Raw genomic sequence first — 15,461 nt, forward strand, 5'->3', positions numbered from 1 at the left:
AATGAGAAAAAAAATAGTAGTAGTTGTAGTGTTCCTTATTGGCCTAGTAGTTAGTTCGGTACAAGCTCAGAATTCCACGGTATCCATACGGGCGACGGCGGTGGTGATGGAAAACCTGCAGATGATCACCGTGCGGGACATGGACTTGGTGAGTCCACCTATCGTGGAAAACAGGATCACAGTCAATCCCATCAGCAGTACCTATGCCGGGCTGTTTAAAATCCTGGGAAGTCCCAATGCACGGATTCGAATCAACTACACCCCTCGTGAAACTCTCCTCGAGCAGAATGAAGGGATAGGAATTGTCCAGGCGGTCTATTCCCTCAGTGCCGCTCCGGAAGATAATCAGGCGGCCAGTTTTCTACTCACACAGGGCGATGCGGAGGTCAGCATCGGTCAGCAGGGGGTCGTGTTTTTGTGGTTGGGCGCAGAACTGGACATTTCTCAGGCGACCATGGGAAATTATGTGTCGGAATTTGTCTTGGAATTTGAATACATCTGATGAGGAACTGGAAAAACATAGGGATGGCTTTGCTGCTCGTATGGGCTAATTTTTCTGTGGCGGTTGCACAGCGGATCAATTTTTCCACTTGGACCGGAAGTTCGGATATTGTGATTACCCAGGTGGCAGGTCAAACGGGAAATATGAATTTTGCCGGAAAAAATGGGGGGAAACGAAATTTTCTGGTGCCGGGATCCGCTCAGGTTAAAATTGAAATGGAAGATGCCCAAGCAGCAATTTTTCGAATTGATGCTCCCTCCGGCTTTGAGATTACGGTGGAATTGACCGCTCCCTCAGCACTCACCTTGCCGGGAAGCACACCTTTGGAGTCCATACCTTTGATCTTAAACATGGCCTACAGCAATGATGCAGCTAATCATGGTACCGGATTCCCGAATCCTAAACAGGCAGTTCTTGTTCCTCAAGGCTTTAATGCGGTGACGTTTCCCATCACCAAACGCTCAGCCTCCGGACCTCCTTTGCCCCCAAGAATTGCTTTTGGGGATGGGAATGGAGGTATGAGCCGTGACAAATCATCTGCTTTTGTGTTTATCTATGGGGCTTTTGGCCCGGTTCCGGCTGACGCCAGTGCAGGTACCTATACGGCAAATGTAGTCTTAAGTGTGTATGCAACGGCCAATTAAACTAATCCTAATCTCGTATTTGCTGGGACTGCCTCTGGCTGTGAGCCTGAGTGCACAGCAGCAGCCCTTGAGGATCTCCATCCAGCTGCCGGCAGGGGTAGGATTGAGTACAGGGTCTGTCTCCTCCGAAGAATCGAAGATTGTCGGAGAGTCCCTGGATTTTTCGCTGATCACGGAGGATGGCACCGTGGTACCCTTGACCTGGATCAGGATGCAAAGTCTCGAAAATTCCCAGTTTTTGATTGATCTCAAAAGTGCTTCCGGCGAGTCTTTTCGCCCATTTCTATACTTCTTAAATGATAACTCCGATCGCTTGGAAAGAGCCAAGCCGGTCAGTGCTTTTCCTTCAGTGTTGCAGTTTAACGAGGAGGGAAAATTGATCCGGACCTTTTTTCCCAGGCGAACTGCCCTCTATTCTTGGCTGGGATTGCCTAAGGAAGAAGAGCTGTGGGTGCGTTTGGAGTATTTTTGAAGTAATTAAATTCCCATAACAATACATTACATGTCTATTTAGTTGCCTTTTGTATACATAATTTAAATCAAAAAAAAAAAAACAACAATTTAACTATAAATAAATACGCTTTATATACAATCTTTATTCAGCTTGTAAATCATATAATTGAATTTGAAATGCAAATATTTAGATTTGAATCCGCTTACGGTAAGACTTAGGGAAGGGGTAGTTCTTCTTCGGATAGAATAAAAAAAGGAGTGATCGCTGAAGTGGGAGTAGACCGGATTTGAAAATTGACTAATCATTAAATTTGGGATATATTTCGTCGATGGTATTTGTATTCAAAAAGTAATGTGACGTAAATAACATAGGAGAATAGAAGAAGATGAGTAACCTAAGTTTCCTACACTACCATAGTCCAGCTTGGGATCACTTAGGAAGCGGAAAATAAGTTAGACTTAAAAACAATGAAGTAAGACTATCTATCTTTAATAAAAACCAATAAAAAAAACAGACAAAAAACAATTCAAAAATGAAAAAGATTACAAAAATTTTCTTCGCAGGTCTACTTACGGTAGGATTTGGTTTCGCTGCGCAGGCGCAGGAAGCGAATGGTCAGGGATCCAATACGATTACAACGAGTGCAAATGTTCTGGGGTTAATTGAGGTTACTAACGAAGAAAATTTGAACTTTGGGCAGGTAATGCCCGGTTTCGCAAAGTTTGTACCGATGATAATTGACCAAAATACTTCGGTTCTTTCAAGCTCTCAAGGCACAGTCAATACTGAAAATGTTACAAGTGGATTATTTCATGTCTTTGCAGCGGCAGGGTCGAGTATTGCTTTATCATTTGAAGTTGAGCCTTTAAAATTGAAAGAAGGAACGGATGTGTTAGCTTTAGATTTCAATAAAGGGTTAGCAGCAGATGGAACCACTACTACCTTAGGTTGGTCGACTCTTGGTACTACCGCTACTGTTACAAAGCTTGAAATTGATGGAACCAATGAAATTGATAGTTTTCCTTCTAATCAAATAGAAGGAAAAAATGGAATTTATGTTCATATTGGCGGAACAGTTAGGCCGACTGGTACTCAGGCTCCTGGCGAATATGAGGGATCTTTAACACTTACTGCAGTTTATAATTAATTTTCAGTTTGCATGAAATCGGTGGATTTTTTATCCACCGATTTTCATATCATTGTAAAATGAAGAATAGATTTTTAATCCCTTTCTTATTTTTATTCCCTCTTGGGTCATTTGCTCAAGTGTCATTATCACCTACCTCTGTATTTACTGATGCAAATGGAATAGGAACATTGTATGTAACTAATGCTTCCGATAAAGCTCAAGAAGTAAATATCTCTTTTCTATTTGGATACCTTGGTAATGATTCTTTGGGTAATCAAAAAATGATTTATCAAGATAGTGTGAAAGAACTCCAATCTGGTTTAGGTGATCGAATTAGAACTTTTCCAAAATCATTTATTTTGGCAGCTGGTCAGCAGCAAACGGTAAGATTTCAGGTTCGCCCAGATAAAAATAAGCCATCAGGTGTATATTTCACTAGAGTTAAAATATCGTCTAATGAACAAACCTCTGATGTCGAAGATTTAGCAACAGAGGTTATTTCTACTAAATTAAACTTGAAATTTGAGCAGATTATCGCTGCTTTTTACAAATCAGGGAATGTGTTTACAGGTCTAGAATTTAATAATTTAGTTGGTTCCCGAAACGAGAATTCGATTTTAATCAATTCCGAGTTTAAAGTAACCGGAAATTCACCTTATTTAGGCTCAGTTCAGGCAGAAGTGAAGGACAGTTCTGGCAAGATTGTGGCTACGCATCAGCAGACATTAGCGTTGTATTTTGAGGGAAAGAGAAATTTTACAATTCCGCTCCCTGAAGAAGTTGCCTCGGGTACTTATCAAGTCCAGTTGGTTTTCAAAACGGAGCGCTCAGACATTCCTACTGCGGATCTGGTACAAGCAGCCCCCATCCTCAAGACTTTTACAGTCGAGCTTTGATCTCCTAAGGTATTGTATCTTGTTTCCGATCAAGTGATGCGTTCTGTTGTTTATTTTTCTGCGTTTATAATAAAAACAGCAAGATTACTTTGTTTTTTAGGATTTGCAGTCTTTTTTTCAGAAAGAGCTTTAGCTCAACAAGAACCTGACGGGGAAGCCCTCCTTACTTTATCCCATCCCGGTATCGGACAGTTTTATGTCAATGCAGCATTTTTTGGTGACGTAGCCTACCTTCCCTTGGGCGAAATCCTTAGCCTAACCGAAATTCCCAACGAATCCACAGAGAATAAATCGGGATATCAAGGCTTTTACCCTGAAAAAAAAGATACATGGAAAATTGATCCTTCTTCCGGCTTTGTGATCATCAAAGGAGTAAGCGAAACGTTGCCTGCAGATAAATTTTATAAGGGAGAACTCGATCTTTTTATTCATCCGGAATACTTCAGAAGAATTTTCGGATTGGAATTCACAGTAAACAGCTTTTCCTTAACCCTGTCATTAAAATCTGAACGTCCTCTCCCTGTCGAAGAAAAGAAAAAACGGGAAGCCTTACGTAGCCGTGCCTTGGCAAAGGGAGGGCCACAAGCAAATTTGAACATGTTGTATCCCCGTGACCGGAAAATCTTTGGTTTTGGGGTGATCGACTACGCCCTAAATCATGACCGAACCAAGGCGGGGAGCAACACGGCTTTTCAGATGCGAGGGGGCGGGGAATTCCTCGGCGGTGATGTGCAGGGGGCAGTCACGGGAGCCCTGAGAGACGGTAGGATGGTTGCCGATTTCTCCGGCTTGCGCTGGAGGTACGTGCTTCCTGCCGGACTGAAGCCCGAAAAAAACGTGTTGCTCAGTAGCATTACTTTGGGTCAGATTACTACCACCAGTCAGACGAATGGGGTATCCCTGACCGGTTTTTCGCTGAGCAATAATCCCATCATCCCCCGTCAGGAGCTCGATGTCTTCGTCATCGACGGCTACACTGAAAAGGACTCGGAGGTGGAGCTCCTGATCGGAGGGCAATTGGTGGATTTTATGCGGGCAGATGAGGTGGGCTATTACCGCTTCAATGCCCCCGTGACGTATGGTACGGTTCGCCTGACCCTGCGCATCTACACGCCACAAGGGGAGGTAATCGTACAGGACCGTCAGTTGCAGATCCCCTTCACCTTCCTGCCTAAGGGCTTTGTGGCGTATAATATTCAGGGGGGACAGTTGATGTCCGCGCCTGAGTTTCTCAACTCGGATCTTGCCGGACATGCGGATGTGGCCGTCGGCATCAGCAATGCCTTGACCGTCAATGCAGGCCTAGACTATGGGGAGGTGTTTGGTGAACAAAAACAATATACGTCGTTTGGCCTTTCGTCCCGGCTTTTTCAGCAGTACCTCTTGAATATCGAGGCGCAGCCCGACCGTTTTTACCGCGCCAATGCCAGCGTGTTCTATGCCAATAATGTGAACCTTACCGGACAATTCACGGAGTACGTTCCTCCAAAAGTGGAGAATACCCTTCGGGAACAACCCCTAAAAGATGCGAATGTAAATGTGTTTATCCCATTCAAGTTGTTCGGTCGCTTTTCGGGAATCCGTTTTGGTGGTCAGAATACCTGGTTTCAGACCGGTTACCGGGGAAATGTACAGTCCGACTTCAATGTGCAGGTGGGCAGGGTCACGACCCGCTTTAATTACCGAGCTCAGGTGGCAGGTACCAGGTCAGAGACGAACTTGCCTCCTGAATTTGCCTCAGGCAACCTCACTACTTCCATGACCTATTCCCTTCCCCGAAGTCCGAGTTTGCCGGTGTTTGTGAAGGGGATGTTTATTCGTGCACAGGCAGTCTATAATACCCAAAGCTCCAAAATCAATGCGGTAAACGTGCAGGTGTCTCAGACCTTGTTTAAGCAGGGACGATTTAATTTCGGTTATAATTACAATGTGGCGAATAACTCGGGTCAGATGCAAATTGGCTTCCTCTATGACTTCCAGTTTGTGCGTTCATCCAGTCAGTATTCCACTCAGCAAGGAGGGAATTATTCCCTTCGCCAGAGTTTGAGTGGTTCTTTGGCGCTTGATCCCGCTTCCACCTTGCTTGTTCCTTCGAATCGGGATCAATTGGGTCGTTCGGGGCTTACCGTGCGCATGTTTGTGGATCAGAATGAAAACGGGAAGTATGACAAAGGGGAGGAAATTGTGCCTGCCAAGGCTGTGCGCCTGGACAAATCGGGAAATATGCTCTTGGGATCGGACGGACTCCTGCGGATCAGTCAGTTGCAGAGTTACTGGACTTACCGACTGGAAGTAGATATAAATGCCTTGCCGGATCCGACCTTGGCTCCCAAGGAGAAGGTATTTGGATTTGTTGCTGAGCCAAACCGCTATAAAGTAATCGAAATTCCCCTGTACCGTACCGGAACTATGGAGGGTACGGTGCTGATAGATAGGGGATCTGGAGTGCAAGGAGTGGGAGGATTGCGTCTGATGGTGCAGCGGGAGGGTGATCCGGAGCCTTTGGAGACGATCCGTACCTTCTCGGATGGTTCCTTCTATGCGATTGGGTTATTGCCTGGAAAATATAAATTGGTGATTGATCCCAAGCAGTTGGAATTCTTGAAGGCCAAAGCTAACCCTGAGGTGCTTGAATTTGAGATCAAGGCCTTGGCTGATGGAGACTACCTGGAAGGATTGGAGATTTTGTTGGTGGTCGATCAGGAATGAGGAATTGAAAAGACTATTTTCTCCAGTGAGGGAGTTTCCTGTCTGAGGGAAACAAATCCCATGGCCGTGGAATCATCGGGGGGATGAGTTTTAGCTTTTTGCTTTTAGGATAGCTTTAAGCTTTTTTGGAAGTCTGGGAGTGTGAAGGCCTAGCAGGAGTTGAATGAAGCACGATAAAGAAGTCCCATGCGTAGTAAACTAACAGGAATAGGCAAAAAGTTACATCTTGTAGTTCGAATAAGTCTTGAAAAAGGAATACTCTTGCTCGAGATCCTATCTGCACAGATAAGCTTGATCCGTACCTTGACGGCATTGGACTTGGTGTTGTATTGTTTTATTCGGACGATGGAGGAGCAGATAGGCTGGTGGGAGGTAATTTTGGCTTGGCTGTATATTTTGATCGCGTATTTAGATTTTTGTCCAAGCTATAAAATTATCGGATTGAGATTTGATCCTGATTCACCTTGTTGTACTAATGAATCACTACGTTAATATTGTGTTATATATAGTATATTAAGTGCATTAAAAAATATATTAAATGTGTTTTTGGCTTGAATTTTCATTGATGAATTAGTTTTATAAATCTTTATAATATTTTTTTAAAAAGCTTTATTTATTTTATTAAATACAAAAAACAGTATCTTTGACTCGTTATTCTAGTCTCAAATCATTGAATAGCTAGGATATTGGAGTTTTGTGGTACCAATAGCTGTTTACTACACGAATTAGAGCCCTACTAAACAAAGTGAGAACGTCTATTCTACATAGGATCAATGTCCTTCTGCCCAGTGGATGGGGTAGGATTGGTATGTTTTTGTTGTGTTTATTATTTTTTGTAGGAGTAGGAGAAGGGTGGGGGCAGGCCATAGTTCGTGCTACATCGGGAGTTAGTGGGAAAGACAAAACGCAAGATAATATCAAGATCCTTAAAAGTAATCTGAACGCCCAGATTGGTGATTTGCTAATATTAAATATAACTGGTCTCAAACCAATTGCCAACGCGCCTAATGGATGGATTGAAATTGGAAACCAATCTAACTCTTCTAGTACGTCCTATTTAAGAACATGGTATAAAATTGCAGGACAGGCTGAAACTGGAACTACTGGTACTATAGATTTTTCGTCTGGTTCTGAGAATGATAAATGGTCCGCATCCATTATCAGAATTGATTTGAATGGTGCGAAACTTAATACCACAACTCCTTTTTCATCTGGAAGTACTACTGCACAGAGTTCTCCTGCTAGCGCACCAAATGTTGCAATTTCAGAAAATCACAATACTCTAATGACATTGAGGATTTTTACAAATGTACAACCAAGATCATGGATACCTGAAACTACAGTACCAACAAATGGGACTTCTACTGATAATTATGGATTAGTTTTCACCAATTTACCAAATGATTGTGATTGTTCTCAAGCTATTTTTGGAGGGAATTCCTCATCCAGTGGGACAGGTACATTTGCTGCTTCAATGGAGAGTCAAGATAAATGGGTGGCTAGAACAATCGTAATAAATACGGTTAACCCAACACCGGTTTTTAGATCAAAAGCAAGCTCAGATTGGAGTTCTTTAAGCACTTGGGAACAACAATATAGGAATTCAACTTGGGAAAATGTTGCCTTACAAAATCCAACTAATGCAATTCCTTATTATGAATCAAGTTCGAGATATGCTTCAAATACAGTAGCACCAACTCATTCAATTCCTGTACCAAGTGGCGGGTCCCAAGGTGATCTTTTATTAATGATTGTTAGACCTGCAGGAACCAGAACAATTAGTACAGCCCCATCTGGCTGGACACTTTTAACGAGTTGGGGCAGCAATGGCACTTCTTATATTTATTATAAAGAAGCAGGCACAACTGAATCACCAACAGTAAATGTTGGAATAAGTGCTTCTGATTTCCTAGCTGCTTCTACCTTTAGAATCAGAAACTGGGATGAGAGTTCGCTTCCTGTTGTTGCTACTATTGGCAATAGTAATGATCCTCCTACTGTAAGTCCTAGTTGGGGGAACTCGAGTCCTTCATTGTTTTTAACTGTTCTTACAAATCTTTCTGCTGGAAATGCAACAGCTGCTCCCACAAATTTTCTGGGTTTGGCAACTTCTGGGCGAGGAAATCAAACTTCCACCAACCCAAGAGTCGCATCTGCATTTCAAGTGTCGACAGCGGCTAGTTCTAATCCAGGTACTTTTTCACAGCCGACTGCCACAAACCCTCATGCGGCAACTATTGCTATAAAAGCTCGACCTGGCAATGCTACAATTAGAGACAAGAATGCCGTAACAATTAGCAGGGGAGAGTTGGCTAACTCTGTTACCGTGGAGAGTGGTGGTGTTTTGGATATTACTGCTAACCCAGGTACCCTTGCTCTTGTAAATTCTAAAACAGGAATAAGCGTACTTGACGGTGGGCGGCTGAACCTCAAAAGCACTGCCATAGTCGCTGGTTCAGGCAACTTTATCCTTGCCTCCGGGGCTACCTTAGAAGTAGGTTCTCCTGAGGGGATTGCTTTCAGTGGAGCTTCCGGTAATGTTCAAAATACCGGTTCACGTACCTTTGATATCACTGCAAATTACGTGTACAACGGCACGGTAGCCCAGGTGACAGGAAGTGGATTAACTGGTTCAAATAACCTCACGATCAATAATGCCAAAGGTTTAACACTATCCCGTGCGGTATTGGTTACAGGTACGCTCTCACTCACAAGTGGAATTATCACTACTGCGGGGAATAATATCCTTACTGTCGGTTCTTCAGGTTCGATTACCGGTGGGTCATCTACCAGCTACATCAATGGGGAGCTCGCACGGATCATCAATTCTACTACAGAGACTTTCTTCCCCGTGGGTACTGACCCGGAAGATCCAAAGCTCACCTATTTTCCGTTATACTTTTCTTATCCTTCCTCTCCGGGAGCCTCAGTTGAGGTCAAAATCAATCGGGTGGGTACAACGTCAGATCATCCCTTGATTAATGTTCCGGATATCAATCCTCGTTTTGGAAAAGGATATTGGAAAATCATCCAATCAAGTACAGGCAGAAGTTATTCCGTAGGATTATCTCCTGGAGAGGAAAAGGTGGCTGCGGGTGACGAGGTGATTGTTCTTCGAAGAGAAGGAAATGGTAATCCTCAAAATACTGGTAAAGCATTAAGAAAGGACCTGAACACGGTCTCCGCAGGTAGTTCTCGTGTGACTAATGTGGTGGAGTTTTTCTTCAATGAAGCACCGCTTCCTACTTCTCATTCTACCAATGAAGTAATGCTTGCTGAAAATGCCCGTATTCAGCCTGTGGAGTTCCTCAGTTTTGAGGCCACTTACCAAAGAGACAGAAGAGTGGGTGTCCTGGATTGGAAAACTGCCAAGGAATGGGATTCTTCGCATTTTATTCTGGAGCGTTCGGTTAATGATGTGAAAAATTGGGAAGAGGTTGGAGAGGTAGGAGCGGCTGGTTATTCTTCCGAAGTACTGAGCTATTCCTTTACCGATCAGCAAATACCTGCTTCAGGTGGAACTATTTTTTATCGCATCAAACAGGTGGATTTTGACGGAACTTACATTTATAGTGTAACCAAAGCTATTCAAGTAAATCCGGTGGATGGCAAGGGGTACTGGGTTGCCTACCCTAATCCAATAGAGCAAGGGGCTATGCTTAATTTAGAGATGCTGAATACCTCCGGTTATCAGGATCAATCTATTTTTGTTCAGGTTTCAAACCTTACCGGAAGTACTTTTCAAACCTCTGTTCTCAAAAACCCAAGACAGGTTCATGAGTTTGTAAATGAGTTCCTTCAACAAGTATCTAAGGGGATGTATGTGCTTTCTCTGAGTTGGGGTGAAAATTCAGAGGTGATCAAGTTGCTGGTTCGCTAAATTTTAGATGAAGAAACCTGGTAAGAGAAACGCAGTCAACCATTTTTGGACTTATTTAAGGCGGATTTGAATTAGTTTCCTACTTTTCTTCTCAACAGCTGAGGATGGTTTATAGTAGTTTTTAGGGGTGAATTCCGTAGTTTTTTCTTGATTTATACTCAGGATTTCATTCCTAATAAAAAGTGTTTTTTTTTTTCTAAATGAGTGGAATGTGCCTCGTTTGATCAATCATTCGCTTTACGTCTTACTATAGGTAAACGAAAGGGTAGGCGAGTAGATAGCTGGATATTTATTTTTTCAATAGGATTATCCGCTTTGCCGCCTATCCTAAGTTGAAAGCAGTATAAAATTTGTATTTCTTAGGAAATGGCTCTGAAGGAGCCAAACCATTCATGACCCTATACGAAGTGCAGGGGAAATTAGGTATTGATTGTCCTTGAGCCCTGGAAGGGTGAAACATCAAAGTTCCGCCCTTCAGGGCTTCCCTTTACAGTTTTTTGCTTTAACCCCCGGCTACACCAGAGGTCATTAATTGTTCCAATCCTTCGGATCTTGATTAAACTAAAATTTATCTCCTTTCCAAATGCATAGTTTAAATTCTATGAATGGTATGATTTCGGATATACATTTTTTTCAATACCATTATTTTTTCTTTCATTAAATGCTATAGTTGCAATGATCCGATAAATGAAAGATTGACGTTGCATAAAATAATTTTATTTTTCAGTCTAGGGATGTCAAGACTTATAGGGGAATGCCTGGTTTTCTGGGGTGTTAAACTCTTCTTGATCCGCAAGATGTCATGGTTTGAATAGTTTTTTTGGTAATATGATGTGATTATACTTCGATTTAATTAAATCAACTGGTTGATAGTTTTTATGTATTTAGAAGATTTGTAAACTAATTTTGATCGTTTTGCTAATAGGTAAAATATTTTTTTCATTTCATATACATAAATAATCAAGTTGCTTCTTCTTCATTGAGAAATTCAATAGAAATATTAAAAATGTCAAATAAATGCAATTAACTGTATTTTGTGAATTTGCACGGTTATGTATTAAGAAGATTTTGATTTAATTTCGATATATGTTATCGAGGGTGTATAGCATTATTTTACTAGGGTATATGGGATACATCACAGGTTCTAAAGAGGTTGTTGTTTTAATTGGGAGTACAAAGACTAAGTTTCAAGAAATTGATGAAAAGATTGAAAGTATTTTCTTCAATACGGTGCTTGTTTGGTTAAAGGATTTCGATGCTGTTAAAGAATACTTTCAAAAAGTTGGGAAAGTAAAACTTATATTGTTGGATCAAGATGTTCCTGGTTTCAACGGTCAGTATTTGGTTTCTGAAATAAATGAGCTTTCAGGTAACTCTCCAATTGTCTTCTTATCGGAAGTTCCTCTTAATGGGAAGAATTACACGAGTGTTATGGATAAATTTAACTTGAGGCAAAGACCAAATGGTTATTTTTTATCCTGATCAATTGGCATGGGTAGGTGTGGAAGTGGTACTCAATAAGCTTTGTAAGAACATCATTAATAATGTTAATTAATAAATCCGAAATATTTACCGTTTATGTGTTGGGGGGTAGTGTGGTAACCCTGACTTACATTGAGAAGAGAATAAAGGAGATTATTTCTCTTCCTCTCCGGATCACTTCTGTTACCATGGAAAGCTTGGATGTCAACGATCCAAGCTTTAAAGATTCTGATTTGATTGTTGTAAATTTGGAATTTAAAGAAAGCTTCAAAGAACACTTATCAAAAAGTCCATTCTCTCCCCGGTTTTTACCTATTTTATTTTTTAGTTGTTCTTCTGGAGATGCATCAGTTTTGCCAAGTTTTGTAGTAGAAGATGTTGCTTAAAATCCTTCTACTTTGGATCTCTTCATCATATTTAAATTTTTTCGAAAAACTATTTCTTCCTAGTGTTATTTCTATAATTTTTAATCACAAAGCTCTTACTAATTGGGTATTGCACGTATATAGATTAATTTTTTAAGTTTACCAGCTTTTCTATCAGTAACCAAATGAGGTACGGTTTGAAGTCCGATTAGAGGCGCGGCGGACTCTCTTCTGTGGTCAGTCTACGAATATCCGCGATCATAAAATATGATAATTCAATCCCCGTATTTCAACCGGATTTATACTGGAAACATGCATTAGAAAATCTAAAGCAAGTTCAAAATGCTTTAAAGTCCGCCGTTTTACCTCAAGTTTCTTTCGTTAACTTTTCGAATTCAAAGTGACTGATTTTTTTTGCTTTTTGAGTTCTAGGTATGAATTCTAACGTACAGCCCAGGCTTAGAAAAAAAAATCGAACTTAAAATTTTTGACTGAGACGCTATGGGCTCTAGTTACCTGGGCAGGTAATCCTATTCAAATAATTTTGGAGTCAAATTATCACGATTTTTATGTAAATTATTTCAATATTATTTTTTATTGTTTTATTCTGTTTTTTTCAAAAAACGAAATGTATTAATTTATATAGTTTATTAACTGTCCGGAACTTGCAGTTAAGTTTTGTCTTTTTTTTTTGAGTTTTGTTTTTATACTCAGTTTATTTAATTTTAAAATTCATTAAATGAAGTTTGAATCATTTGTTTTTAAATTCGAATCTTCAAATAAAAGGCTTCTTAAGGGTGTAAAATAATATGTATATGTATTGTATATTAAAAGCAAATAAGATTAACAAAAAGTCACTATTTATTCTTTTTGTTTCTATTTTTTTTCTTTTTGTTTCATGTCTAAATTTTCTTCATTTCCAATTGCCAAGTTTTAGTCAAACTGGTAATGAAACTAATCCTGAAGCGGGTTCGGTGGGTAATTTTGAATTTGTGAAAGATGAAATAGCTAAACAGGGGTTTTACAAAGAAAACCTAGAGGATAATTCGTCGGAATCTAGTCAATATGCCTTCTCTGAATATCCTGAAGAGAACGAGATTCTTCTAGAGGATGTGATGAATTCTATTAATCAACAATTGTCCCAAAAATCCAGAGAAGCTAATTTTAAAGAAATTCTGAATACGACTTTTTTTAATGAAGATCAATCACCGGAGTACTTTGAAAATAGGGTGGATAAATTAGTAGTTCTTTTCAACCAAGGTTCAGGGTTGGATTTGATTACTGAAATTAGGAGTGCAGAGGAGATGAATGGATTAGTTGCTGCCTATGCATTGCCTGATCGGGGAGGAAATGGTAAAATCTATATTAATAAGGAGTTTTTAGCTGAAAGATTTACTAGAGATTTGGTTGAATTAGTAATGTTTGAAGAATATGGGCATGCGATTGATTATTTTTTGAATGGGGATCAGGATACTCCCGGCGATGAGGGGAGGGCTTTTGCCTATGCGTTTACCGGATCCAAACTTTCACCTGAATTAAACAAGGAGAGGGGACAAGGCCATTCAGATCATTTTTATCTGGCGATAGATGGTATGTCTGTACCCGTAGAAGCTGCTACTCCACCGGTCAATTGGACCGTACAGGCTTCTATTACGGATTACTCTTTTTCTAGTTATTCGGGAACTAACCCAGCTCAAGGACAAAATGTTTATGATTTCGGTCCGGGTGGAATAGTGGAGCACAGCTACCCACTTGATATTTATGAAAACTTGCTATTTAGCAATACGAGTAACGGTGGTGTCCAGAACTTTGATATCTCAAAAGTAGAGCTCGGGTATAATTCAGACTTTTTGATATTTAAAATGACCGTAGGAGGCCCTAATGCGACTACTGCTACTATAAATAAGGGGTATTATTATTTTGAATTAGAGGCGGGAGATGGTGAGGCGAACCGTCCTGATTATTTCTTGGAATATGCACATCAAGAAAACAATTCGCTTTCACAAACTGCTTGGTCAGATGGTTCATCTAGTAGATTTAAATTGTACCGTGACTCAAACAACGATGTCGGAGGATCTAGTGTTACCGCGTCAAATAGGTCATCTGGTTCTGCCGGTGATGGTTATAATCAAGATGTTTCGTTGTCCTCTCAGGATGGTTGGTATCGGGTGAATGGTAGGACATTAGAAGTCGCGTTTTCTTTGGCAAGGATCGGGATTACAGGGTCAGCGGTTTCTGATTTTTCAGTAGGTGTACGCGCTTGGGCTTCTCAATCCAGTACCATTGACAAAAGTAAAATGCTTTGGCACGATCAAAATAATTCTAGTGATCTTTCAGGAGGGTCCTTTGACAATACCAATACTGCCGATGTATTCACTTGGACTAGAGTAGGACCTGGAGCAGGCGGATCTCCTCCGTCGATCAATCCGGGAGCCTCTGATATTATTGTGAATGAAGCTTCTCCTTACGCTATTTTTCCAATCAAAGGGATTGGTGCTGGTCAAACTATCAACCTAGCCATTCAGGCTACCGGTAGTGGTACAGGGCATGCTATTTTGGCAGGCAATACGGGGGCAGACTTGACCAGTACCATAGAGTATTCTGAAGATAATGGGGCTACTTGGAGCACTTACAATGGGACCAGTTTTACTTCTACTGTTTCTTTTTTAACTACAGGCACAACTGCACTTCTCGTGCGGGTAGGCATCGTTAACGACAGTCCTCCTGTATTTGAGGGAGCCGAGACATTCCGTTTGGCGGTGACTACACCTGGCGGTACAGCAACTGCCAATGGAACCATCATTGATGATGGGACAGGTACTATTTTTAATGCTAATGGAACCGTAAATAACACAGCCATAAAGGATAATGACAATGCTTCTTTTACAATTACCCCAAATCCCGCAGCCGGTGCTACTGATAATGGAAAGCTTGTCACTACTGAAGCAGCTGGTCCATTAAAAACTAATACTTTTACCATAGTCCTAGATTCTCAACCTTCAGGTAACGTCATTATTACTTTGACAGGGCTCGATGCCACTGAAGGTTCTTTGAGCACAACGACACTTACATTTACCTCTGCTAATTGGAATGTCCCTCAAACGGTCACTGTAACTGGGGTCGATGATTCGATTACAGATGGAGACATTACCTATACCTTGACAGCCACTGCGACTGGAGGAGGATATTCTGGCCAAACCAAAACTATTCAGGTAATCAATAAAGAAATTCTTTCTAATGATCCGAAAATCAGCTTTGTAAAGTCAGGCGTGTACAATGCGGCATCCGGAACGATCACGTATACTTTCACGGTGACCAATACGGGTAACGTAACGGTAAGCGGAATCGAGATAGACGATGAGCAGATCGGGGTAACAGGTCTTGCGATCAGCCCATCCAC

At 41.1% G+C, this 15,461-nt stretch carries 11 protein-coding genes; all 11 read left to right on the top strand.

All coding sequences use genetic code 11. The features are described from left to right. Nucleotide 1: 1 nt before the first annotated feature. A complete protein-coding gene (locus ACFPIK_RS15415; RefSeq protein ID WP_377916846.1) occupies nucleotides 2–502 on the top strand; it encodes a hypothetical protein in 501 nt (166 codons plus the stop codon). A 23-nt stretch (nucleotides 503–525) separates the two neighbouring features. Next, nucleotides 526–1,146: a hypothetical protein gene (locus ACFPIK_RS15420; protein WP_377916848.1), complete on the top strand. Its 621-nt coding sequence runs from the start codon at nucleotides 526–528 to the stop codon at nucleotides 1,144–1,146. Continuing rightward, the gene (locus ACFPIK_RS15425; protein ID WP_377916850.1) at nucleotides 1,130–1,618 is read left to right on the top strand and encodes a hypothetical protein; all 489 of its coding nucleotides are present in this window, start codon (nucleotides 1,130–1,132) and stop codon (nucleotides 1,616–1,618) included. Before ACFPIK_RS15420 ends, ACFPIK_RS15425 begins: the two co-directional genes overlap by 17 nt. A gap of 514 nt (nucleotides 1,619–2,132) precedes the next feature. Beyond that, nucleotides 2,133–2,747, top strand: coding sequence for a DUF4402 domain-containing protein (locus tag ACFPIK_RS15430; RefSeq protein WP_377916852.1), 615 nt, complete (start codon nucleotides 2,133–2,135; stop codon nucleotides 2,745–2,747). 59 nt (nucleotides 2,748–2,806) lie between these two features. Continuing rightward, the gene (locus ACFPIK_RS15435; RefSeq protein WP_377916854.1) at nucleotides 2,807–3,625 is read left to right on the top strand and encodes a hypothetical protein; all 819 of its coding nucleotides are present in this window, start codon (nucleotides 2,807–2,809) and stop codon (nucleotides 3,623–3,625) included. Nucleotides 3,626–3,661: 36 nt separating this feature from the next. Further along, complete coding sequence (locus ACFPIK_RS15440; protein ID WP_377916856.1) at nucleotides 3,662–6,334, top strand: fimbria/pilus outer membrane usher protein; 2,673 nt, start codon at nucleotides 3,662–3,664, stop codon at nucleotides 6,332–6,334. Nucleotides 6,335–6,520: 186 nt separating this feature from the next. Beyond that, complete coding sequence (locus ACFPIK_RS15445; RefSeq protein ID WP_377916858.1) at nucleotides 6,521–6,826, top strand: hypothetical protein; 306 nt, start codon at nucleotides 6,521–6,523, stop codon at nucleotides 6,824–6,826. Between the two features lie 316 nt (nucleotides 6,827–7,142). Further along, entirely contained in the window at nucleotides 7,143–10,214 is a 3,072-nt protein-coding gene (locus ACFPIK_RS15450) for a hypothetical protein (RefSeq protein WP_377916860.1), read from the top strand. 1,125 nt (nucleotides 10,215–11,339) lie between these two features. Then, nucleotides 11,340–11,696, top strand: coding sequence for a response regulator (locus tag ACFPIK_RS15455; protein ID WP_377916862.1), 357 nt, complete (start codon nucleotides 11,340–11,342; stop codon nucleotides 11,694–11,696). Nucleotides 11,697–11,758: 62 nt separating this feature from the next. Next, complete coding sequence (locus ACFPIK_RS15460) at nucleotides 11,759–12,082, top strand: hypothetical protein (RefSeq protein ID WP_377916864.1); 324 nt, start codon at nucleotides 11,759–11,761, stop codon at nucleotides 12,080–12,082. 794 nt (nucleotides 12,083–12,876) lie between these two features. Next, nucleotides 12,877–15,461, top strand: a 2,585-nt coding sequence (locus tag ACFPIK_RS15465; RefSeq protein ID WP_377916866.1) for a DUF7507 domain-containing protein, incomplete at its 3' end; no start/stop codon positions are given.

It is taken from the genome of Algoriphagus aquatilis (assembly GCF_042657405.1).
Taxonomy (GTDB): domain Bacteria; phylum Bacteroidota; class Bacteroidia; order Cytophagales; family Cyclobacteriaceae; genus Algoriphagus; species Algoriphagus aquatilis.

Bases quoted from the DNA above. Each gene is read 5' to 3' on its own strand.
- ACFPIK_RS15460 (WP_377916864.1), top strand. From the start codon at position 11,759: ATGTTAATTAATAAATCCGAAATATTTACCGTTTATGTGTTGGGGGGT.
- ACFPIK_RS15415 (WP_377916846.1), top strand. From the start codon at position 2: ATGAGAAAAAAAATAGTAGTAGTTGTAGTGTTCCTTATTGGCCTAGTA.
- ACFPIK_RS15425 (WP_377916850.1), top strand. From the start codon at position 1,130: ATGCAACGGCCAATTAAACTAATCCTAATCTCGTATTTGCTGGGACTG.
- ACFPIK_RS15435 (WP_377916854.1), top strand. From the start codon at position 2,807: ATGAAGAATAGATTTTTAATCCCTTTCTTATTTTTATTCCCTCTTGGG.
- ACFPIK_RS15450 (WP_377916860.1), top strand. From the start codon at position 7,143: ATGTTTTTGTTGTGTTTATTATTTTTTGTAGGAGTAGGAGAAGGGTGG.
- ACFPIK_RS15440 (WP_377916856.1), top strand. From the start codon at position 3,662: ATGCGTTCTGTTGTTTATTTTTCTGCGTTTATAATAAAAACAGCAAGA.
- ACFPIK_RS15420 (WP_377916848.1), top strand. From the start codon at position 526: ATGGCTTTGCTGCTCGTATGGGCTAATTTTTCTGTGGCGGTTGCACAG.
- ACFPIK_RS15430 (WP_377916852.1), top strand. From the start codon at position 2,133: ATGAAAAAGATTACAAAAATTTTCTTCGCAGGTCTACTTACGGTAGGA.
- ACFPIK_RS15445 (WP_377916858.1), top strand. From the start codon at position 6,521: ATGCGTAGTAAACTAACAGGAATAGGCAAAAAGTTACATCTTGTAGTT.
- ACFPIK_RS15455 (WP_377916862.1), top strand. From the start codon at position 11,340: ATGGGATACATCACAGGTTCTAAAGAGGTTGTTGTTTTAATTGGGAGT.